Below are 21,927 nucleotides of genomic sequence, written 5' to 3' on the forward strand. Positions count from 1 at the left end.
CCTGAACGAGAAGCCCAAAAACGCAAAAACCCACCGACAAAAATCGGCGGGTTTGTCAGCAGTCTGAACCCGCCGAAGATATCGGCGGGTTTTTCGCTTTCAGACGGCCTAAATCATGCGGCCTGTTTTGGCAGGCTGTTCATGTCGATGACGAAGCGGTAGCGCACATCGCTCTTGATCATGCGCTCATAGGCTTCATTGATCTGATCGATATTGATCATCTCGATTTCGGCAGTGATGCCCTTCTCAGCGCAGAAATCCAGCATTTCCTGTGTTTCTGCAATGCCGCCGATCATGGAACCGGCAAAGGTCTTGCGGCCCGGAATGAGGCTGAAGGCGTGGACGGAGAGTGGCTTTTCGGGCGCGCCGACCTGTACCAACGCACCATCGCGCTTCAACAGGGCCAGATAGGAGTCGATGTTATGGTCTGCGGCCACGGCGTCGATGATGAGGTCGAGGCTTGCGGTCGCCTTTTTCATCTGCTCCGGATCTTTCGACACGATGACCTCGTCTGCGCCCAGCTTCTTGGCGTCATCCGCCTTGCCGGGGGAGGTGGTGATCATGACGACCGTTGCACCCATGGCGCTGGCGATCTTGACGGCCATGTGGCCGAGACCACCCAGACCGACGACGCCGACACGTGTGCCGGGACCGGCATTCCAGTGGCGAAGCGGGGAGTAGGTGGTGATGCCAGCGCATAGCAGCGGGGCTGCTGCTGCTGCATCGAGACCTTCGGGGATGTTCAGCACGTAACGGTCATCAACGACCACATGCGAGGAATAACCACCGAGCGTGTGGGCGCCATCGCCCATGGGCTTATCCGGCGAGTTGTAGGTGCCGGTCATGCCGTTTTCGCAATATTGCTCGAGACCTTCGGCACAGCTGTCACAGCCGCGGCAGCTATCCACGATGCAGCCAACGCCGACACGGTCGCCGGTCTTGAACTTGGTGACGTCAGAACCGACACGGCCAACGCGGCCGACGATTTCGTGTCCCGGGACACACGGGAAAAGCGAGCCTGGCCATTCTGCGCGGGCCGTGTGAATATCCGAGTGGCAAACGCCGCAAAATTCGATTTCGATCTCTACGTCGCGCGGGCCGGGATCACGGCGCTTGATGGTCGCGAGTTTCAGCGGGGATGAGCCATCATCGCAGGCGTAGGCTGATGTTGTGAACATGAAATGTCACCTGTCTAAGGTTTATCGGATGGGAGCAGGCAGCCGGCTATGTCCAGCGCTGCGTGTTGCAAACGTCGGTCGATACAGAAGGTTGCGACGGGGCCTCAGCCGGTCAGTCGCGTCGCTTCATTTTCCGTTGCGCCGAAGACCTCTTCGAAGGACTGGCGCAAGAGAACATCGACATCTCCCATCATAACCAGCAATCCCAGATCGACAAGACTTGTCACGCCATATTGCGTGATGCCGCAGGGAACGATGCCGGTAAAATGCGACAGGTCGGGATCGACGTTGATCGACAGTCCGTGGAAGCTCACCCATTTCCGCAGGCGAATGCCGAGAGCCGCGATTTTGTCCTCGCTGACGGTACCGTCCGGCAATGGCAGCTTTTCGGGACGACGCACCCACACACCGACCCGGTCTTCACGACGTTCGCCACGCACATTCATCTTGTCGAGCGTGCGGATGATGACGTCTTCCAGCGCAGCCACATAGGCGCGCACATCCTGTTTTCGGCGCTTGAGATCCAGCATCACGTAGACGACACGCTGGCCGGGGCCGTGATAGGTGTATTCTCCGCCGCGACCTGTGGCGTACACCGGAAAACGGTCAGGCTGTATGAGGTCTGCTGCGTTGGCGCTGGTGCCTGCGGTGTAAAGGGGCGGGTGCTCCAGCAGCCAGGCAAGTTCGCTGGCTTCACCTGCCGCAATGGCGGCGACCTCACGCTCCATCTCAGCGCTTGCCTCTTCGTAGGGCACTGGAATATCGGAGATTCGCCAGCGGATGGGTGGAGACCCCGCAACAGCGAACATATCTGTCTGGATATCGGTGCGTGTCAGCATGAAAAGTCCTTTCCACAGCCTTCTCGCAGAATGATTTCAAGGCCGCAAGCCCGGCATTTGCGGGCTTCTTTCCTATAGGATGGATGTGCCTGATTTTTAATTTCAAAAATCTGTCATGACGCTCTTGTGCACCCAAAGTGCTTTTGGTACATGCACCTTCGTCGGCGCAAGTCGGCTCTACCACGATGCGGTCGTGGCGGAATTGGTAGACGCGCAGCGTTGAGGTCGCTGTGGGGCAACCCGTGGAAGTTCGAGTCTTCTCGACCGCACCAAAGAAACCCGCTTCGGCGGGTTTTTTCTTTTCTCGCAATATGTTCGGCACGTTTGTTCATGTGAAGACGCAAGCGCTTACCGCTTGGTGATGCCGATCAGCGCTGGCGACTTCTGGCTGCGGCTGTGCGGCGTTTGCTGACCTGTTTCTTGGCGACGCGGGTCTTCCTGTCGCCCAAAGCTGCCTTGAGAACACGACCGACAATGCCGCCACCGAGCGATGTACTGGCTTTCGCCCGACGCTTCGTGCGGCGTGTCTGCCGGACACCGGTTTTCTTGAGGATCTCGGACATTGCGCCTTTAATGACGCCACTGATCAATTGGTCAACGATTTTCGACAACTGCGCCTCTCATGCCTATAAAATGTCATCATTTACAATATAGGTGCGACGCCCGACGTATCAAGCGATCTTTCGGGGTTGCCCGTTTTAGGATTGCTTTTCATGGCGAAGGTCTCGTCGCGACTCGTCTTTTATTTTCCCGGTTTCGACCCTCTCGACGCAGCAGCGCATCAGCGGCGCTATGAGCGCAGTGCAGCGCAATCCGGAAAGACTTTTGGGGTCGATTACACCGTGAACGGCATCAGCCAGACGACCTGCGGTAGCCGTATGGATATCACAGCGGACCATGACGGGCATGCCACGCAATCCACCATCTTCATTCACGACCACAACGACCTGATCTCAAAGCTGCGTGCCGCATCTGTCTGGAAACAGATCGGACTTGGTTTCAAGGCTGGAGCAGGGATCATCCGAGAAGGTGGCGCTCTTGCCTATTTCCGCCATGCCTGGCGCTTCGGTCTGTTTTTTCTGTTCCCGTTTCTCTTCATCTCGCTGGGTATCGTCGCCGCTCTCCTGATTGCGGCGCTGCCGCTGCTCGCAGGTATGTCCATACTTTTCTGCCTTCTTACCGTTCCTCTTGGTTACCTCCTCTTTGCAAGAGGCGTCATGCCGTTTTCGGAGCGGTTTCACACGCTGCATCTGTTTGCCGACTGGCGTTTTGCATTGGCGTTGGGGCGTGACGAGCCGATTGCGCGGGACTGGATCGAAGGCAAGGCACGGGACGTGCTGACGGCGTTGGAGCAGGGCGCAGACGAGGTTCTGTTCGTTTCCCATAGCATGGGGGCAAGTCTGGCGCTGGCCGTTGCAGGCCGGGTACTGGAGCTGAAACCGGATGCCTTCGATAATCGCCATGTCTCGTTCGTGACGCTGGGTGGTGCGGCGCTTCAATGCGGCCTGCTCTCCAGTGCATCACGGCTGCGCCACAGCATTGGCGTCATGGCGCGGCATGCGCATGTGAACTGGTTCGATATCCAGTGCCTGACCGATCCCATCCATCTCTATAAGTGCCACACAGCGAAGCTGACGGGGCACGGCGAGGCGGACCAGCCGAAGATCGTGCCGATCCGTTTCAAGCATTCTCTCTCTGAAGACCGCTACAAAAAGAACAAAACCAATTTCTTGCGCATGCACCGCCAGTATGTGCTGGGTTCCGACCGCAAATCCGGTTTTGACTTCACACTGCTGACAGCGGGGCCGTTGCCTGCGGCATCCTTTGCGAACCTGCGCTCCGACAAGCCGCCTCGCATGTAAAAGGCCCGCGCGAGGGTCTCGCGCAGGCCTTTGATTTCGAAAACGGCCGTTGGTTATTCCGGTGCTGAGGTCTGAAGTGCCAGAGCATGCAGAACGCCGCCCATATTGCCCTTCAGCGCGTCATAGACCATCTGGTGCTGCTGCACCCGCGTCTTTCCCTTGAAGGCTTCCGCCACGACTTCTGCCGCGTAGTGATCGCCGTCACCGGCCAGATCACGGATGGTTACCTTCGAGCCGGGAATACCGGCCTTAATCATGTCCTCAATGTCGCCGGGCTTCATGGGCATAGTCTGTCTCCTCGATTATTCTGCAGCGGCGAGAAACTCGCCATCCATGAACTGAGGGAACCATGATTCATGGGCATTGCGCAATTCATTAATCTCGACTGCGCGCGCCTTACCCAGCTTTACGGATGAGCCGCCGGTCTTGCCGATTATCGCGAGCGAAACACCCGCCGACGCCGCACGGGTTTTCACGGTTTCCAGATTGTCCTGACTGACGGTCAGGACGTAGCGGCCCTGATCTTCGCCGTAGAAGGTCAGAACCGGATTGTGATGCTCGACCGCATCGATGGTCGCACCGATGTCGGATGCCATTGCCATTTCGGCTACAGCAAGCGCGAGGCCGCCGGATGAGCAATCGTGGACAGCTGTCGTCAGACCTTCGGTGATGGCGGAGCGAACGAAATCGCCCGTTTTCTTTTCATGGGTGAGGTCGACGTGTGGGGCAGGGCCATCGGTGCGGTCGTGAATGTCGCGCATATAGACGGATTGGGCGATATGAAGGCCAAGACCCTCCGGTGCGCCGGCGAGAAGAATGACCTCATCGCTGGCTGCGAAGCGAATGCGCGCCATCTTTGCCCAGTCGCCCAGCAAGCCGACGCCGCCGATGGTTGGGGTGGGCAGGATCGCCTGTCCGTTGGTCTCGTTGTAAAGCGAGACATTGCCGGACACGATGGGGAACTCCAGCGCAATGCAGGCTTCACCGATGCCCTTGATGGCATGAACGAGCTGGCTCATGATTTCGGGCTTTTCCGGGTTGCCAAAGTTGAGATTATCGGTGGCCGCCAGCGGCAACGCACCGGTGGCCGTGATGTTGCGCCAGCATTCGGCAACCGCCTGCTTGCCGCCTTCGAAGGCGTCTGCCTCCACATAGCGCGGGGTCACGTCAGACGAGAAGGCGAGTGCCTTGGTGGCATGACCGTCGACGCGCACCACACCGGCATCACCGCCGGGCAGCTGCAGGGAGTTGCCCTGGATAAGCGTGTCGTACTGCTCGTATACCCAGCGGCGCGAAGAGTTGTTGGCGGAACCGACGAGCTTGAGGAGAGCGTCTGCAATATCGGCGTCTGGAACATCGTTCTCAGCCAGCGGTGCAGGCACCTTGGCAGGCGTCCACGGGCGATCATATTCCGGGGCTTCGTCGCCCAGTTCCTTAATCGGCAGGTTGGCGACTTCCTCGCCATTGTGCAGAACGCGGAAGCGCAGGTCGTCCGTTGTCTTGCCGACGATGGCGAAGTCCAGACCCCATTTGACGAAGATCGCCTTGGCGACCTCTTCCTTGGATGGCTCCAGAACCATAAGCATGCGCTCCTGGCTTTCCGACAGCATCATTTCATAAGCGGTCATGCGCTCTTCGCGAACCGGAACCTGATCGAGGTTCAGCTCGATGCCGAGGTCGCCCTTGGCGCCCATTTCAACCGCAGAGCAGGTGAGGCCAGCGGCACCCATATCCTGAATGGCGATGACGGCGCCTGTCTTCATCAGTTCAAGGCAGGCTTCCAGCAGGCACTTTTCGGTGAAGGGGTCACCGACCTGAACGGTGGGGCGCTTTTCCTCGATGGATTCGTCGAATTCGGCAGAGGCCATTGTGGCACCGCCGACGCCATCGCGGCCCGTCTTTGCGCCGAGATAGACGACCGGCAGGCCGACGCCCTTGGCTTCCGACAGGAAGATGGCGTCGGACTTGGCCAGACCAGCCGCGAATGCGTTGACAAGGATGTTGCCGTTATAGCGCGCGTCGAACTCGACTTCGCCGCCAACCGTTGGGACGCCGAAGGAGTTGCCGTAACCGCCGACACCCGCGACGACACCAGCCACCAGGTGGCGGGTTTTTGGATGGTCAGGTGCGCCGAAGCGCAGCGCATTCATGGCGGCGATGGGGCGTGCGCCCATGGTAAAGACGTCGCGAAGAATGCCGCCGACGCCGGTGGCCGCGCCCTGATAGGGCTCGATGTACGACGGATGGTTGTGGCTTTCCATCTTGAAAACGACGACATCGCCATCATCGATATCGACGACGCCAGCGTTTTCGCCGGGACCCTGAATGACGCGCGGACCGGTGGTCGGCAGTGTCTTCAGCCATTTCTTGGAAGACTTGTAAGAGCAATGCTCGTTCCACATCGCGGAGAAGATACCGAGTTCGGTAAAGCTCGGTTCGCGTCCGATGAGGTCGAGAATGCGCTGGTATTCGTCGGGCTTCAGCCCATGGGATGCAATGAGTTCCGGGGTGATCTGGATATGATTTGGAAGTGTCATAGGTCTCACGGGGTTCGAGCCGGTACGGGAGTTTTCGGTTGTTTACCGCAAGAGGCGGCAAGGTGCGACAGGAAAATGCCCTGAGGTCATCGCAAAAGCTGAGTTCACCCCTATTTTCGTTGACGGCTGCCGTCTCAGGCTACGCCTTCGTAGCCTGCGGAGCCGTTGTCCAGCAGTTGACGCAGAATATCGAAAGCGTCAGTCAGCTCGCGCCGGGTTCTGGGTGCCGAAAAGCTGATGCGGACGCGATGAAAGACTTTTTCCGAACGTCCAGCTTTGAACTCATCCTCGTCATCGATAAGGATGCCTTCCTTCATCGCGGCGCTGCGGAAGGTGCCAGACAACCATGGCTCCGGCAGCTTGAGCCAAAGAAAGGGAATATCCGGCAGGGAGTTGAACTCGAAGTCGGAGAAACTACGTCGGGCGATCTGCTCACGCGCGTTGATTTCGGCGGTGCAGTCTTTGAGAATGTCGTGTGCATCGCCGCTATTGACGAGGCGTGCGCAAAGTTCCGCCAACAGGAACGGGAGGCCGCCCGTCATCATGGCGTGGGAAATGCGAATGCGCGACGCGAAATTTGACGGGCAGGCAACCCAGCCGCCGCGCACGCCGGCCGAAACCGATTTCGACAGACCGCCGACGACGAAGGTGAGATCCGGCGCGAACTGTGCGATCATTGGCGGCTGATCAGTGACCAAGGCGCCGTAGAGATTGTCTTCGATGATCCAGACATTGTAACGGCGGGCGATATCGGCAACGGCGCGGCGACGCTCGGCGGGCAGAATGGCGCAGGTCGGGTTCTGGCCCGTTGGCATGAGAAAGACCATTTTCGGGTGCTGTTGCGCACAGACCCGCTCGAAGTCTTCGGGAATGATACCCTCCTCGTCACTGTCCACGACGGATGCACGGCGACCGGCCAAAATGGCGGCCCTTGCAATCTGGGAATAGGTCGCCGCCTCGAAAACAATGCGGTCTCCGGGCGAGGTCATGGCGGTGATGACGCCCATGATGGCCGCATGCGCGCCAAGTGTCGGCACGATGTTGTCTGCCGTCGGCGACCAATCTCCCTGTGACAGCCAGCGAACCCCGGCCTGCGACCATTCCTGCGGAAACGCTCTCGCATAATCGGTGATCTGGAAGGAGCATTCCTGAACGATATTCGAAATATGGCGATCGATCAGCACGTTCTGTCCGACATCGGGTGCGGCTGTCGTGTTCAGGCGATATCGATTGGGCGTGTCCGAGGTTGGCCGCGTGCCGCCGAAGGAGGCGACTGCGCGTTCCAGTTTGGCCGTAGGGCTTGGCGTGATGCTCGTGTTCACATAGGTGCCTCGCCCCACCTCACCACTGACAAGGCCACGCTCATGGATGAGTGCGTAGGCGCGGCTGATGGTGCCGATCGTCACGCCCAGATCAAAGGCGAGATTTCTCTGGGGCGGCAGCTTTGCGCCAGCGGGCAAGGTCCCGTCGGAGATCGCAGCTTCGATGCTATCTGCGAGCTTGATGTAAAGCGGGCCTGTGCCGTTGGAGAGGTCTGGTGTCCAATTTGTCATGGTGACAATATATGCATTGTATTCATTATTATGTCAATTGTATCTGTAGTGAAACGGATGAATGAAGGCGCGTTTGCGTTGAGAGGTACAATATGCTCAAGATGGATCAATACAATCAGGCAATAGATACAATGTATCCGGATGGGTACCAGCGCGAACGGATGTTTCGCGATAGTGGCGATATGGTCGATCCGAAATCGGCTGTCGTTGCGCAGGGCGTGTTTGGGCGATTGATCGCGGTGATTGGCTCCTGGCAGAGCAAACGGTCGGGCAGACTGGCGCTTCGGGAATTGGCGAACGAGCAATTGCATGACATTGGCGTAACACGTGAGCAGGCGTTGAGGGAGGCTCAAAAAGCGTTGTTTTCGTCCTGGCTCACACCGCCACGTTGAACCCGCCTACTTTTCTGCCGCAAGCATCGCCAAATTCCCCCTGGCGCTGCACACCATTGTCGGCAGAGCCCGCCATGCGCCAGTCCCAACCGGCGCGGGCGGGTTTTCTGTTTACGAGCAGCCCTTGCCGCCGTTCGCCCAACGCTTGACGTCGGTGGAGATGCGGGCCGAATGCGGTTCGTTCATGGCAGGGCCGAAAGCGTCGATCTTGGCAGGGTTACCTTCCGCCTGCACGACGAGCATGGGGCGCGATTCCGGGCTGTTGCGCGGCACCAGCAGAATGCGGGGGCGGCCGGAGAAGGAATTGAGCTCAGGCGCGAGGCGGTAGGCCTTGAACGCCGGGTCGCCTGACTTGAACCAGCAGGCATTGGCACCCAGTGCGACGCGCTCCATGACCGGGAGTGCTGCTTGCGATGTGGATGCGGAGGTGGCCGGTTTTCTGTCGGACTGGCAAGCAGCGACAGAGAGAGCCACCAGGCCAAGGCCTGCAATGTTCAATGCGCTACGAAGGGGCAGGCGGTTCATCGCTTCAATCCATGTAAGTGAAATACAACAAAGCCGGTGTAACCCGGCTTTGTTAATATTTACGCTGCGATGACGCCAAGGGCGGAAGCAAAAATGCCGCGCCCGTCATTACCGCCATGGGCGGCTTCGATAAGATTTTCCGGGTGCGGCATCATGCCGAGCACGTTGCCTTGGGCATTGATGATGCCGGCGATATCGTTGAGCGAGCCGTTGGGGTTGGTGCCATCGGCGTAGCGGAACACGACCTGACCCTTGTCTTCCAAAGACTTGAGCTGTTCCGGTTCCACGAAGTAATTGCCATCATGATGGGCGACCGGAGAGCGAATGATCTGGCCCTTGTCGTAGGCGCGGGTGAATTCGGTGTCGCTGTTGACGACTTCCAGCTTCACTTCACGACAGACGAATTTGAGCGAAGAATTGCGCATCAATGCGCCGGGCAGCATACCTGCTTCGACCAGGATCTGGAAGCCGTTGCAGACGCCGAGAACCTTGACGCCTTTGTCAGCCTTTTCCCTGATAGCCTGCATGACGGGCATCCGTGCGGCGATGGCGCCGCAGCGCAGGTAATCGCCATAGGAGAAGCCACCGGGAATGACGATGAGGTCGACATCGGGAATGTCGGTTTCCGTCTGCCAGATGGTGACAGGTGCCTTGCCGGAAATCCGTGTCAAAGCCGCGATCATGTCACGGTCACGATTGAGGCCCGGAAGCTGGACGACTGCGGATTTCATGGGACGGCTCCTGAGCGTCAGAGAATAGCGATAGAGTAGTTTTCAATCACCGTGTTGGCGAGGAGCTTTTCGCACATCGCTTTCAGGTCGGCCTCGGCTTTCGCCCGATCGGCCACGTTCAGTTCAAGATCGAAGACCTTGCCCTGACGAACATGACCAACACCATCGAAACCGAGGCTACCGAGAGCGCCTTCGATTGCCTTACCCTGCGGATCGAGAACGCCGTTTTTCAGCGTAACAGTCACCCGTGCCTTGATCACCTGATACTCTCCTGAATTCACTTGACCAGAACCGGGCCCGTGCCGCGGATCGGTTCATTTTCGTTGATGATGCCGAGACGGCGCGCGACTTCCGAATAGGCTTCCAGAAGCCCACCCATATCGCGGCGAAAACGGTCCTTGTCCATTTTTTCCTGCGTCTCGATATCCCACAGACGGCAGCTATCTGGGGAAATCTCGTCGGCCAGAATGATGCGCATCATATCGCCTTCGTAAAGGCGGCCGCATTCGATCTTGAAATCGACGAGCTGAATGCCGACGCCGAGGAAAAGACCGGACAGGAAGTCGTTGACGCGAATGGCAAGCGCCATGATGTCATCAAGCTCCGCCGGGTTTGCCCAGCCGAATGCGGTGATGTGCTCTTCGGAGACCATCGGGTCTTCGAGCGCGTCGGACTTGTAATAGAACTCGATGATGGAGCGCGGCAGAACCACGCCTTCATCGATACCCAACCGTTTGGAAAGAGAGCCGGCGGCAACATTTCGCACGACGATCTCGAGCGGGATCATCTCCACTTCCTTGATCAACTGCTCGCGCATGTTGAGGCGGCGGATGAAGTGCGTGGGAATGCCGATCTTGTTGAGGTGCGTGAAAAGATATTCCGAAATACGATTGTTCAGAACACCCTTGCCGTCGATGACCTCGTGCTTTTTCTTGTTGAAGGCGGTTGCGTCGTCCTTGAAGAACTGGATGAGAGTTCCTGGCTCTGGACCTTCGTAAAGGATCTTGGCCTTGCCTTCGTAAATACGGCGGCGACGGTTCATATTAACAAATCTCTTGGTTGGCGCCGGATGGGCGGCGTTCGTTTCGTGTATTGAAGCGGTCCCATAACGGAAAAGAAGCCATTCGACAATGAGGCAGGGGCTGCGTTCGCTTCGATTGTGGCCCTAGCCTGCTGCTTCTACGAGACTGTCGTCCCGCCGTTGGGCCTTTTCAACAGGTTTATTTCTGCCAAAAACGATTTGGGCAGAGTGTGCGACAATAACAAGCAGTAAAACACGGCCAAATTTATGCCGATGCTGAAAATGTACAAAATATGCATGGCAGATGACAGGTGTTCGCAACGCAGTCAGCGGGTATTCGATTGCCTTCTTCGCGTGGCCAACTTTGGCCATAGCTGTGTTGTCCACATGCGGTCTTCATTTGGGCAGTGCCGCTGCGTGTTCCATGGCCCGTGACGATCGCTGAATGGCGAAGGGTGCGGTTCTCCAGCCCTCGTTTGTGACAAAGGTGCGGACCTCATCTGCCGGAAGCGGGCGACACAGGGCGTATCCCTGAAGCGAATCGCAGTTCAGGTGTTGAAGGATGCGAATATGGTCTGCGGTCTCCACCCCTTCGGCGATGACCTTGATGCCGAGAGAGTGACCGATATCGATGATGGAGCCCAGAAGCTTTCGCTGCTCGATGGATTGGGACGCAAGCTTCACGAGCTCACGGTCAACCTTGAGCGTGGTGGGGTTGACCTTCAACAGGCTGATGATCGAGGCGTGGCCAGTACCGAAGTCATCGATTTCGATATCGATGCCAAGCGTCCGCAGCTTCTGCAGGTTCGAAAGGGCGATCTCGTTGCTCTCGTCCAGAAAGATCGATTCCAGCAACTCGAAGGACAATGTGCCCGGCTCCATCTTGAGCCCATCCAGTGTTTTGGTCAGCAGCGGATCATGCAGGCGCCGTGCCGAGACGTTGACCGACACCTTTGGTATGGGCAGACCAGTCGAACGCCAACGTTTGAAGTCGATGATCGCCTTTTCCAGAATGACGCCATCGATGGTGGAGACCACGTCGAGGTCTTCTGCAATATCCAGGAATTTGTCCGGGGAAAGGATCCCCTCTACCGGGTGGTTCCAGCGTGCCAGCGTTTCGACACCGGAGATGTCCAGCGTATGGGTATCGAACTGGAACTGGTAGTAGGGAACGAACTCGTCTCGCTCCAGTGCCATCAGAATTTCGTCTGAGACCCGTTTTGTGTTGATCAGCCAGTCCTGCGTATCGGACGAGAAGAACTCATAGCGATTGCGTCCGCTTTTTTTCGCATTGTACAAGGCCATATCCGCATTGAGCAGAAGCTGCTTGTAATCGAAATTCGGGTCCATGCCGCAGGCGATGCCGATGCTGGCACCGAAGCGGCACTCCTGCCCATCATACAGGACAGGCTTTCGCAGTTCCTTCACCAGTCTGTCTGCGATGGACGCAATCTTGCGGGTGTTGCCATTGAAGGGTGACAGAAGCACGAATTCGTCGCCGCCGATGCGGGCTATGAACTCGTTGGTCTTCAAGTTTTTGCGCAGCATGTCCGCGACGTGCCTGAGCATCCCATCGCCGGCGCGGTGGCCCAGCGTGTCATTGATCTGCTTGAAACGGTCGAGCCCGATATGCAGGACGGCGATGCCAGGGCCGGTTCTATCGGCTGCCTGGGTTCGGCGTTCCAGAATGGTGTCGAGATAGCGGCGGTTTGGCAAATCGGTCAGATAATCGTGCATCGCATTGTGCTCGATGCTCAGCTTGGCCGCCTCCAGTTCGCAGGCGCGCGCTTCTGCCAGCATGCGGGCGCGTTCCAGGTCATTGCGCAGTTGCACATCCGCTGTCACATCCCAGTTCACACCGATCATCTTCTTGCGGCCATCCTCATCGATGAAAGGAAGCGAACGCGCACGCACATAGCGGAGCGAGCCATCCGCCCTGACGATCCGATACTCTTCCGAGAAGGGCTGAAGCTCCTTGATCTTGTTTGACACGTTGGTGTCGACGCGTGCCAAATCATCGGGGTGAACACGGGTTTCCCACAAGCCGCCGATTTTCACGGGCGTGGCGGGGTCAACCTCGTATATCTCACACATGCGGTCGTCCCAGATCGTCTCACCAGCCTCAAAATCGACCTCGAAAACGCCGACCTGCGAGGCCTCGAGCGCGACTTTCAGATGGCGCGATATGCGCTCCATCTCGCTTTCCGTCGCCTTGCGTTCCGACACGTCGGTATCCGTGCCCACGATCCGCACGGCCTTGCCGTATTCGTCACGCTCGATACAGGCCCCGCGACATTCGATCCATACCCAGTGGCCATCCTTGTGCCGCTCGCGATACTGGAATGCTGTATAGGCCGGGTCGCCTGCGTTCTGCCTCTCGATGCAGTGCAATGTGTGTTCGCGATCATCGGGGTGGACCAAGTCGACCCAGCGCTCGAAATCCGTCTCGATCTCATCCTCTGCCGTCATGCCCCGAATAGCGCGCCATGTTTCCGAGCCGTACATCTCGCCGGTGACGAAGTTCTGGTCCCAGACGCCCGATAGCGAACTGACCAGTGCGCTATTCCAGCGGCTTTCGCGCTGCGCTATCTCCTGTTCGCGCAACCTCTGAGGCGTGACATCGGTAAACTGGACAAGCACGGTTTTAAGGTCGCCTGCCTGGAAAAAGGAGAAAGACAGGAGCGCATATCGGGGGGCAGACGGTATGCCCACAAGTTGCGCCTCCAACGTTACAGGTGATCGACCTGCAAGAGAATGGAGCGCTTCTGCCACGCGCACTCTGTCATCTGCGTGGATGAAATCCAGAAGATGCGCAGGGTTACTGCAATGGGGCAGAGAGGGGGCGTTAGGCGGCAGGTAGGCGATGTCACCGCCGGGCCAAATCTGGATGGAGGGAACAGGCAGGGCGTCGAGTATATCTTTCAGCAAGAGATCTGGGTTCACACGATCCTGCCATCGTTAAAACGATTAAAACGCACGTGAACGCGCGCTGCCTATTTTACAGGTTATTGTTGCAGACTTAAGCCGTGGTTAAAAGGGAGGTGTGGAAAATTCTGTGTTACAAGTGATAATCGCGGTTTTGCGCGACCATTCAACAAAGTCAGTCGTGAAATGCGGCAGGCGGTTTCAGCTTGCTGAGAAACTGCGCGAACACCATCGTGCCCTCTGGCCAGGGGCCGTGACCCGATTCGGCATTGATGTGGCCTGACATGCCCGCATCGATCAATGTCGAGCCCCAGGCATTGGCAATATCGCCCGCATGCTCGTAGGTGCCGAATGGGTCGTTCTGGCTGGCAATGGTGATTGTGGGAAAGGGCAGGGGATCGCGCGGATAGGGCCCAAACGTCATCAGGTGCTTGGGGCGGATATCCGGGTTTGCAACATCAGGCGGGGCAACGAACATCGCACCGGCAATCTTGTCTTTGATTTGGGGCAGGGCATGCATAACGGTTGGCACACCGAGCGAATGCGCCACCAGCACCACGGGCTTGGTGCAGGCATTCACCTCCGCGACCAGCTTGGCCACCCAATCCTCCCTGACCGGCTTGGACCATTCTGCCTGCTCCACGCGGCGTGCCGTGGAGAGTTTCTCCTGCCAGCGGCTTTGCCAGTGTTCTGGACCGGAATTGGTGTAGCCGGGAACGATGAGGATATCTGCTTCGGATGCTTTCATGCCGCATATCTCGGTGTCATCGTGGTTTCAATCAAGGTGGTGGTTTGTGTCGTTTCGGTAAATCCTCTCTCCGTCATCCTCGGGACAAGCCCGAGGATGACGGAGAAGGGAGGAAAGTCTTTCGACCTCATGCCTTGCCGAAGACGCGATTGAAAATCGTGTCGACGTGCTTGGTGTGATAGCCCAGATCGAACTTCTCGCGGATTTTGTCTTCAGGCAGCGCGGCGCGCACTTCTTCGTCGGCGAGCAGCTCTTCCAGAAAGTCCTTGCCTTCTTCCCAAACGCGCATGGCGTTGCGCTGGACTAGACGATAGCTGTCTTCACGAGAGACACCGGCTTGCGTCAGTGCCAGAAGAACGCGCTGTGAGTGAACGAGACCACGGAACTTGTTCATGTTCTTGAGCATGTTGTCCGGGTAAATCACCAGCTTTTCGACAACGCCCGCCAGACGGTTCAGTGCGAAATCCAGCGTGATCGTCGTGTCGGGGCCGATGGCGCGCTCGACGGAGGAGTGGCTGATATCGCGCTCGTGCCACAGGGCAACGTTTTCCATTGCGGGCACCACCGACATGCGCACGAGACGAGCAAGGCCCGTCAGGTTCTCGGTCAGCACCGGGTTGCGCTTGTGCGGCATGGCGGACGAGCCCTTCTGGCCCGGAGAGAAGAACTCTTCGGCTTCCAAAACCTCGGTGCGCTGCATGTGGCGGATTTCGATGGCTACGTTTTCGATGGATGATGCGATAACGCCAAGCGTTGCGAAGAACATGGCGTGGCGGTCCCGTGGAATCACCTGTGTGGAGACGGGCTCTGGAGTGAGGCCAAGCGCCTTGCAGACATGCTCTTCGACCGATGGGTCGATATTGGCGAAGGTACCGACAGCGCCGGAGATGGCACCGGTTGCGATTTCAGCCCGGGCTGCGACGAGGCGGGCGCGGTTGCGGTCCATCTCGGCATAGAAGCGGGCAAAGGTCAGGCCCATCGTCGTCGGCTCGGCATGGATGCCGTGGCTGCGACCGATGCGGACGGTGTCCTTATGTTCGAAGGCGCGGGTCTTCAGCGCGTTCAGAACGCGGTCCATATCCGCAATCAAAAGATCGGCAGCGCGCACCAACTGGATATTGAGCGTCGTGTCGAGAACGTCGGACGATGTCATGCCCTGGTGGATGAAACGGCTGTCGGGGCCAACGAATTCGGCCAAGTGCGTCAGGAAGGCGATGACGTCATGCTTTGTGACGGCCTCGATCTCATCGATCCGCGCAACGTCGAACACGGCAGCGCCGCCCTTTTCCCAAATGGTCTTTGCGGCTTCCTTGGGGATGACGCAGATGTCTGCAAGTGCATCACACGCATGTGCCTCGATTTCGAACCAGATCCGGAACTTGGTTTCCGGCGACCAGATTGCGACCATTTCCGGCCGGGAATAACGAGGGATCATGGCAATGACTTTCTCTCAGGAAGGAACATGTCTGCCCCTTTAGCAAAGTGTTCCGGCAATCTCAACGCATTCGAGGGCAAGGAACGATGTGGCGAGGGGCAGATGTATGGAGGGATGAGCCGCTTAGCTGCGACCCTGTTCGGCGGATGCGCGCACGGCGCTGACCATGGTGCGGTAATCATCCACGCCGTCACCTTTGAAGATCGCAGAACCCGCAACCAGTACGTTGGCACCGGCGGCAATGACACTTCCGGCTGTCGCTATGGTAATGCCGCCATCGACTTCCAGTTCGATTGGCCTGTTGCCGATCAGTGACTTGGCGGCGCGGATCTTGTCCAGCATGGCGGGAATGAATTTCTGGCCGCCGAAGCCGGGGTTGACGCTCATGATGAGAATGAGATCGACATCATCCAGCACGTTTTCCAGAACCGATAGAGGTGTGGCGGGATTGAGCGTCACACCGACCTTCTTGCCGAGCGAGCGGATGGTTTGCAACGAACGGTGCAAATGCGGACCTGCCTCGGCGTGAACCGTGATGCCATCACAGCCGGCCTTGGCGAAGGCTTCGAGATAGGGGTCGGCGGGCGCAATCATCAGATGGCAATCGAAGAACGCCTGACTGTACGGACGCAGCGCCTTGATGACATCCGGCCCGAACGAGATGTTCGGAACGAAGTGACCGTCCATGATGTCGAGATGAATCCAGTCGGCACCGGCTGCCGTTACATCGGCCACTTCCTGTCCAAGTTTTGCGAAATTGGCGGCGAGGATGGAGGGGGCAATCCGCACGGGAAGAGGCATCTGCAAAGCTCCTAGAATAAACATGTGAGACGCTGACGGAGTTTGGAAAGTGTCCTTCGTCACCGATCCCTTATTGTGCGCATTTAGCACCGATACGTCGCATCAACAATCACGGCTGAGGCAATTGCGCTGAACGCTCGGCACGTTCCACAGGTACGAAAGCCGTTCCGTTCCACTGTTGGAGGCGGTAAGGGTTGGTCTGCAGCTCATGGCGATCGTTGAAAACGATGGGACCGATTACGGTCTCGAATGTGGTGCCAACCAGAAGCGTGGGGGCTGGCTTGCCTTCCGACTGTGTGAGCTCGACCAGTTTTGCCGCGATCTGGGTCACGGCAAAGGCGGGCAGGGTGTACCCCTCCGGCTCCACATTGGCGGCGCGCAACGCGCTCACAGCATCGGCAGCCGATGGCAGCGTTGAGACATCCGGCAATGTAACGGCGAGCACGCCTGTGGGCATGGGGACCGGGATGTTGGCCGCCCGCATCGTATCGCCCGAGAGAATGGTCAGCGGAGCATTTTCCGCTGCGGCATCGCGCGCAATGATGGCGACATCATTCCGCTCGGCGCCGATGAAGACGTGGGTGATACCGGTGCGGGCCAGCCGCCGCACCAATGCGACCTGCTGCTCCTGCGCGGGACGCATCGTGTCGGTGAATGTCGGCTTGAGACCAGATTCTTCCAGCTTGGCGCGGATTTTATCCACCAGTTCGCGGCTGTAGATGGTGCCGTCATCGATCAAACCGAAGGAGTGCCCCTTCCAATCGCGCAATATAGCGGCGATTACGGCCTCCGATTCATCGTTTTCGGATGGTGCCAGACGAAACAGCGGCCAGCCGCTCTTGAGCGTGTCTTCCATCAGGCCTGAGGCGCGGCTGGACAGGGTCATCGCGGGAATGGCCGCGTTTTTCAGCGTTGGCAACGCGTCCGGCAGGGTTTCAGTGCACAGGAAGCCGACGACGATACTGACCTTGGCAGCCACCAACCCGTCGGCAATGGCCCCGCCGCTTCCCTCTTCGCAGCTTTCGTGAATTTCCATGACATCGAGGCCAACTTTCGCCGCTGCAATTTTAACGCCCTGGCGAATTTGCAGGCCGAGCATCTCGTAAGGTCCGCTCTGCGGCGCGACGACACCGATTGTCGCGGCACTCGCTGTACCTGCCAGAGAGAGGCTGGCCGCAATGGTGAGCAGGCGAATAAAATGCATGGCGCGGGGATTTTCCTCTAGCTGTCATGCGATGTTTATCGACACCGGACGGTTTGCAAAAGAGGCAATGCCTTTTAAACGTCCATCCAGCAGAAGTTTTCGCGTATTTTCAGCACTATAGGCTCTTCAGTCCGGTTCACGCCTTGCGATCGCGTAGATGCCGGAAGGCATCGCGGGCAAAAAGGGAGAGGGGCTGAGGAAGATCGTCCATCCCGAACCACCCCATATCCGACAACTTGTCGGGTTCGGTCAGGCTGGGTTCACCCTGGATATCGTCGGCCAGATAGATAAGCGACAACCAGTGTTGTCCGTCCGCGGGAATGATCTGCTCGCTGGCGCAAAGGAAGCGCACGTCACCGATCGTCAGGCCGGTTTCTTCCTCGGCCTCGCGTTTTGCAGCGATGTGTGCGGTTTCCATGTGGTCGACCTTGCCGCCCACAATGCTCCAATGCCCTGCCTCAGGCGGCTTCACGCGCTTGTAGAGAAGCACCTTGCCATCGCGTTCGATGACGAGGCCGGCGCCGACACCTGGGAAATCGATGCCGGGCTTCATGGTCAGGCTTTTGCGGTCGCGACGATCAGCATGAAAGCAGGAATGTCGTCGCCGAAACCGACCGGTGTCGGGCCGTCATCGTGATCGCGGTAGTGCCGGCGGCGATTGTCATCGTTGGCAGGTGGCGAAGAATTGTGGTTACGCTCGAAATTGCGCGGTGCTCTTTCGTGCTTGCGTTCTGCCTTCAACTTGTCGCCTCCATTGGCTGCGATCTCTACGATGGCAGCTGGCTGAATGATCTTTTCTTCGATGTCCGGCTGCGGTGCTGCAGCCTGAACCTGGGGAGCGGCATCGCGACGGTTTCTGTCACGGCCACGACCGCGTTCACGATCTTTTTCCTTGCCGCGGCGCGGACGCTCCGAGGCGAAGCTTTCCATCGGTTCCGGCAAGGCGGTCAGGTCACCATTCAACCATTCGATCTTCTCGTTGATGAGCTTTTCGATGGCGTCGAGATACTTCGTGTCGCGGCGGTTGACGAGCGTGAACGCAGCGCCGGAGCGGCCTGCGCGACCCGTACGACCGATGCGGTGGACATAGTCTTCCGCGTGGATCGGAACATCGAAGTTGAAGACGTGGCTGACATCAGGGATATCGAGGCCACGAGCCGCGACGTCGGAAGCGACGAGCAGGGTAATCTGGTTATCCTTGAAACCCGCGAGCATTTTCGTGCGCGAGTTCTGGTCCATATCGCCATGCAGAGCGCCGACCGAGAAGCCGTGACGTTCCAGCGAGCGGAACAGGTCGGCGACGTCCTTTTTACGGTTGCAGAAAATGATGGCGTTCTTCAGGTCCGTCTGGGCATTGATGAGGTCGCGCAGAATGGCGCGCTTCTCGTAATCCTTGTCATGCGTGGCGACGATGCGCTGCGTGACGGTTTTTGCCGTGGACGATGGCTTTGCGACTTCGATGCGAACCGGGTTCTGCAGGAAGCGGTCGGCCAGTTTCTGGATTTCCGGCGGCATGGTGGCCGAGAAGAACAGCGTCTGACGGGTGAAAGGAATCATCTTTGCGATGCGTTCGATATCGGGAATGAACCCCATGTCCAGCATGCGGTCCGCTTCATCGATCACGAGGATTTCGACACCGGTCATCAGAAGCTTGCCGCGTTCGCAATGATCGAGCAGGCGGCCTGGGGTGCAGATCAGAACGTCTGCGCCGCGCTCCAGCTTGCGGTCCTGCTCATCGAAGGACACGCCGCCGATGAGAAGGGCCACGTTGAGCTTATGGTTCTTGCCGTATTTTTCGAAGTTCTCGGCCACCTGTGCGGCGAGTTCGCGTGTCGGCTCAAGGATGAGGGTTCGCGGCATTCTTGCGCGCGCACGGCCTTTCTCCAGAAGGGTCAGCATCGGCAGCACGAAGGATGCGGTCTTGCCCGTACCCGTCTGTGCGATGCCGCAAATGTCGCGTCGTTCCAACGCTGGCGGAATCGCGCCTTCTTGAATAGGTGTCGGTATCGTGTAGCCGGCACTTTCGATAGCAGAAAGAACTTTTTGGCTCAGGCCAAGATCAGAGAATGTTGTCAAAGGAAAAACTGTTTCCGTGTTGGTTCGAAAAGAACACTTAGCTGTCATAACGGCGACGCCGCAGACTGTAGCGGCGAAATAGGCCGAATTAGCCAGAAAGTCAAGGAAACAGGGATTTATCCCAAAATAAGACAGGTTGCCGCACTGTTTGCAGTGGGGCCGGCAATTGTATTGTCATCAATAACCACGACGGCATCGCGCCGACTGTTCTATTGAAGATAGGTTTTCAGTTCGGTTCCGGCAACCAGAAAACGGGCGGGATCGACCGGATTGTCATTCAGGCGCACTTCGTAATGGACATGCGGGCCGGTCGAGCGACCCGTGCTGCCGGCCTTGCCAATGACTTCGCCGAGCGCGAGCTTGTCGCCTTCCTTGACGAGAATTTGCGACAGGTGACCGTAGCGTGTGGTGATGCCCTTGCCGTGATCGACTTCGACCATATTGCCGTAACCGCCCGAAAATCCAGCGCTCACTACTGTTCCGGCACCTGTCGTGTGCACGTCAGCGCCGGTTTCAGCGACAAAATCGATACCGGCATGCAATGCCAGACGACCCAGAAACGGGTCCATGCGGTTTCCGAAACGGCTGGAAATTTCACGTCCGGGGGCGGGGTTTCCGAAGGGCAGCGACACGGCGGCACCGCGCACGGTCTCCAGCCGGTTGAGTGCCGTATCGAGGTTGCCGAGCTGTTCTTCAAACGTGGCAGCGCTTGATGTCATCGGCTCCACGAAGGGGCCCCCAATATTCTGGGAGGCCGAATCTTCGATCTTGATGCCGGTTCGGCGGATGATGTCGGCCATGGCGTCCGCCTTGGTCTCGGCGCCTGTCGTCAGCGAGGCGATTCGCGTCAGTTGTTCGTTCTCGACCTTGCTGAGCGAGGCGATCATCATCGACAGGCTGCGATCTGACAGTTTTTCGCTTTTGGAGGCGTAGCCGATACTACCCTTCAGGCTGGTCGAGGGCGACGACAGGACGGCGTCGATTGCCTTCGAGGCGCCGGAGAGGCCGGCTCTTTTGTCTGGTGAATAGGCGTTGACCGGTGCTGCCTGATCAAGCGTGTCGGATACGCCCGATTTTTCGGCGCGCTCCAGAAGCTCGCTCATGCGGCCATGACGGGAGGTGAGGTCCTTTTGCTGTGCCAGCAGCTTTTCGACCTTGCGCTCCACGGCCTGCTGGTCGAGCATCTGCTTGGAGGTGACGCGGTCGACCTGCGCACGCAGGGCGGAGATGCGGGCCTCATATTCGGTCTGCATGCGGGACTGGCGGGCGATGGTGGCCCCGACCAGATCGTCGCGCAAGATGAGATAGGCCGTTGCGCCGATATAGCCGACACTCAAAAGGCCAGCGAGACAAAGGCCGGTGGCCGCGAGCCATGGCCGGATGGTGAAGTGGCGCAGTGTGTCGCCACTTGCGAGAATCAAGACGTGCTGCTGGCGTTTTTTGCCAAATGCCAGGTTTTTACCCGCTCCCGTCAAAATCCATCCTCCAGCCGATTGTCGTTCGGCTGGATAGTAATTTGTTAAGGTTAACGAAGTTTTGACGTTGCCGCGTCGAGCAAACCCTAGGACGCTTTGATGGTGTCGAGCACGGCCCTGGCGTGACCCGGAACTTTCACCTTGTTCCAGATCTGGGCGATCTTGCCGTCTGGTGACACGAGGTAGGTCGTGCGCTCAACACCCATATATTTCTTGCCATACATGCTTTTTTCCTTCCAGACGCCATAGGCTTCCAGAACCTTGCGCTCCTCGTCGGACGCCAGCATCACCGACAGGGAGTGTTTCGCGGCAAATTTGTCGTGGCTTTTGACCGAATCAGGCGAGATTCCGATCACAACGGCATTGGCAGCCTCGAATTCGCCGCCCATAGCGCTGAAGTCGATAGCCTGCGCTGTGCAGCCCGACGTGTCGTCCTTGGGGTAGAAGTAGAGCACCACGGCTTTGCCTTTGAGGCTCGAGAGCGCGATGTCTCCACTGCCGTTTCTGGGGAGGGTAAAATCCGGTGCATTATCGCCAATTTTCAAATCTGTCATGGGTGACCTTTCTTTCGCCGGATTGTTGAGTAAATGGGCCATTATTCGATATATACCGAATAAGCGCTTCG

The 21,927-nt window shown here is 58.1% G+C and carries 22 protein-coding genes and 1 tRNA gene; 3 read left to right on the forward strand and 20 right to left on the reverse strand.

Annotated elements, in window-relative coordinates:
- Window positions 1–113 precede the first annotated feature (113 nt).
- Window positions 114–1,178 carry an NAD(P)-dependent alcohol dehydrogenase gene (locus tag EKM04_RS04175; RefSeq protein WP_183897449.1) on the reverse strand — a complete coding sequence of 355 codons (1,065 nt, stop codon included), beginning with the start codon at window positions 1,176–1,178 and terminating at the stop codon, window positions 114–116.
- Window positions 1,179–1,282: 104 nt separating this feature from the next.
- Window positions 1,283–2,017 carry a lipoyl(octanoyl) transferase LipB gene (lipB, locus tag EKM04_RS04180; RefSeq protein ID WP_183897448.1) on the reverse strand — a complete coding sequence of 245 codons (735 nt, stop codon included), beginning with the start codon at window positions 2,015–2,017 and terminating at the stop codon, window positions 1,283–1,285.
- A gap of 187 nt (window positions 2,018–2,204) precedes the next feature.
- Between lipB and EKM04_RS04185 the strand changes: the two genes are divergently transcribed.
- A tRNA-Leu gene (locus EKM04_RS04185) sits at window positions 2,205–2,289 on the forward strand.
- A 96-nt stretch (window positions 2,290–2,385) separates the two neighbouring features.
- Here the strand turns inward: EKM04_RS04185 and EKM04_RS04190 are convergent.
- Complete coding sequence (locus EKM04_RS04190; protein WP_174153062.1) at window positions 2,386–2,628, reverse strand: hypothetical protein; 243 nt, start codon at window positions 2,626–2,628, stop codon at window positions 2,386–2,388.
- 102 nt (window positions 2,629–2,730) lie between these two features.
- Here EKM04_RS04190 and EKM04_RS04195 point away from each other — a divergent pair, with 102 nt between their 5' ends.
- Window positions 2,731–3,879: a hypothetical protein gene (locus tag EKM04_RS04195; protein WP_183897447.1), complete on the forward strand. Its 1,149-nt coding sequence runs from the start codon at window positions 2,731–2,733 to the stop codon at window positions 3,877–3,879.
- 53 nt (window positions 3,880–3,932) lie between these two features.
- On the opposite strand, the gene EKM04_RS04200 is transcribed toward EKM04_RS04195, so the two are convergent.
- The 3 genes from EKM04_RS04200 to EKM04_RS04210 all read right to left on the reverse strand — a co-directional run bounded on the left by EKM04_RS04200 (window position 3,933) and on the right by EKM04_RS04210 (window position 7,969).
- Window positions 3,933–4,166, reverse strand: a complete 234-nt coding sequence (locus tag EKM04_RS04200) for a BolA/IbaG family iron-sulfur metabolism protein (RefSeq protein WP_174153064.1) — start codon at window positions 4,164–4,166, stop codon at window positions 3,933–3,935.
- 15 nt (window positions 4,167–4,181) lie between these two features.
- Window positions 4,182–6,416 (reverse strand): phosphoribosylformylglycinamidine synthase subunit PurL, encoded by a 2,235-nt coding sequence (purL, locus tag EKM04_RS04205; RefSeq protein WP_183897446.1) that lies wholly within the window; start codon window positions 6,414–6,416, stop codon window positions 4,182–4,184.
- Between the two features lie 134 nt (window positions 6,417–6,550).
- The gene (locus tag EKM04_RS04210; RefSeq protein WP_183897445.1) at window positions 6,551–7,969 is read right to left on the reverse strand and encodes an aminotransferase-like domain-containing protein; all 1,419 of its coding nucleotides are present in this window, start codon (window positions 7,967–7,969) and stop codon (window positions 6,551–6,553) included.
- Between the two features lie 92 nt (window positions 7,970–8,061).
- On the opposite strand from EKM04_RS04210, the gene EKM04_RS04215 reads away from it, so the two are divergent.
- Window positions 8,062–8,361 (forward strand): DUF1127 domain-containing protein, encoded by a 300-nt coding sequence (locus tag EKM04_RS04215; protein WP_174153067.1) that lies wholly within the window; start codon window positions 8,062–8,064, stop codon window positions 8,359–8,361.
- Window positions 8,362–8,472: 111 nt separating this feature from the next.
- On the opposite strand, the gene EKM04_RS04220 is transcribed toward EKM04_RS04215, so the two are convergent.
- The 14 genes from EKM04_RS04220 to bcp form a co-directional block, all read right to left on the reverse strand.
- Window positions 8,473–8,886, reverse strand: coding sequence for a hypothetical protein (locus EKM04_RS04220; protein WP_174153068.1), 414 nt, complete (start codon window positions 8,884–8,886; stop codon window positions 8,473–8,475).
- A gap of 59 nt (window positions 8,887–8,945) precedes the next feature.
- Entirely contained in the window at window positions 8,946–9,617 is a 672-nt protein-coding gene (purQ, locus tag EKM04_RS04225; protein WP_183897444.1) for a phosphoribosylformylglycinamidine synthase subunit PurQ, read from the reverse strand.
- Window positions 9,618–9,634: 17 nt separating this feature from the next.
- The gene (purS, locus tag EKM04_RS04230) at window positions 9,635–9,877 is read right to left on the reverse strand and encodes a phosphoribosylformylglycinamidine synthase subunit PurS (protein WP_174153070.1); all 243 of its coding nucleotides are present in this window, start codon (window positions 9,875–9,877) and stop codon (window positions 9,635–9,637) included.
- Between the two features lie 17 nt (window positions 9,878–9,894).
- On the reverse strand, window positions 9,895–10,659 hold the full coding sequence (gene purC, locus EKM04_RS04235) for a phosphoribosylaminoimidazolesuccinocarboxamide synthase (RefSeq protein WP_045230303.1): 765 nt from the start codon (window positions 10,657–10,659) through the stop codon (window positions 9,895–9,897).
- A 123-nt stretch (window positions 10,660–10,782) separates the two neighbouring features.
- Window positions 10,783–11,010, reverse strand: coding sequence for a hypothetical protein (locus EKM04_RS04240; protein WP_183897443.1), 228 nt, complete (start codon window positions 11,008–11,010; stop codon window positions 10,783–10,785).
- 24 nt (window positions 11,011–11,034) lie between these two features.
- Window positions 11,035–13,581, reverse strand: coding sequence for a sensor domain-containing protein (locus tag EKM04_RS04245; protein WP_252094041.1), 2,547 nt, complete (start codon window positions 13,579–13,581; stop codon window positions 11,035–11,037).
- 157 nt (window positions 13,582–13,738) lie between these two features.
- Complete coding sequence (locus EKM04_RS04250; RefSeq protein WP_183897442.1) at window positions 13,739–14,311, reverse strand: RBBP9/YdeN family alpha/beta hydrolase; 573 nt, start codon at window positions 14,309–14,311, stop codon at window positions 13,739–13,741.
- A 127-nt stretch (window positions 14,312–14,438) separates the two neighbouring features.
- Window positions 14,439–15,746, reverse strand: a complete 1,308-nt coding sequence (gene purB, locus EKM04_RS04255) for an adenylosuccinate lyase (protein WP_183897441.1) — start codon at window positions 15,744–15,746, stop codon at window positions 14,439–14,441.
- 123 nt (window positions 15,747–15,869) lie between these two features.
- Window positions 15,870–16,547, reverse strand: a complete 678-nt coding sequence (gene rpe / locus EKM04_RS04260) for a ribulose-phosphate 3-epimerase (RefSeq protein ID WP_183897440.1) — start codon at window positions 16,545–16,547, stop codon at window positions 15,870–15,872.
- A 109-nt stretch (window positions 16,548–16,656) separates the two neighbouring features.
- The gene (locus EKM04_RS04265) at window positions 16,657–17,751 is read right to left on the reverse strand and encodes a branched-chain amino acid ABC transporter substrate-binding protein (RefSeq protein ID WP_183897439.1); all 1,095 of its coding nucleotides are present in this window, start codon (window positions 17,749–17,751) and stop codon (window positions 16,657–16,659) included.
- A 136-nt stretch (window positions 17,752–17,887) separates the two neighbouring features.
- A complete protein-coding gene (locus EKM04_RS04270; protein WP_183897438.1) occupies window positions 17,888–18,304 on the reverse strand; it encodes an NUDIX domain-containing protein in 417 nt (138 codons plus the stop codon).
- A gap of 2 nt (window positions 18,305–18,306) precedes the next feature.
- Window positions 18,307–19,875 (reverse strand): DEAD/DEAH box helicase, encoded by a 1,569-nt coding sequence (locus tag EKM04_RS04275; protein WP_491074745.1) that lies wholly within the window; start codon window positions 19,873–19,875, stop codon window positions 18,307–18,309.
- 161 nt (window positions 19,876–20,036) lie between these two features.
- The gene (locus tag EKM04_RS04280) at window positions 20,037–21,302 is read right to left on the reverse strand and encodes a M23 family metallopeptidase (protein ID WP_234911028.1); all 1,266 of its coding nucleotides are present in this window, start codon (window positions 21,300–21,302) and stop codon (window positions 20,037–20,039) included.
- Window positions 21,303–21,388: 86 nt separating this feature from the next.
- Window positions 21,389–21,856 carry a thioredoxin-dependent thiol peroxidase gene (gene bcp, locus EKM04_RS04285; protein WP_183897436.1) on the reverse strand — a complete coding sequence of 156 codons (468 nt, stop codon included), beginning with the start codon at window positions 21,854–21,856 and terminating at the stop codon, window positions 21,389–21,391.
- Between the last annotated feature and the right edge of the window lie 71 nt (window positions 21,857–21,927).

Origin of the sequence: Rhizobium skierniewicense Ch11, from assembly GCF_023757665.1 — a bacterium.
GTDB lineage: Bacteria > Pseudomonadota > Alphaproteobacteria > Rhizobiales > Rhizobiaceae > Agrobacterium > Agrobacterium skierniewicense.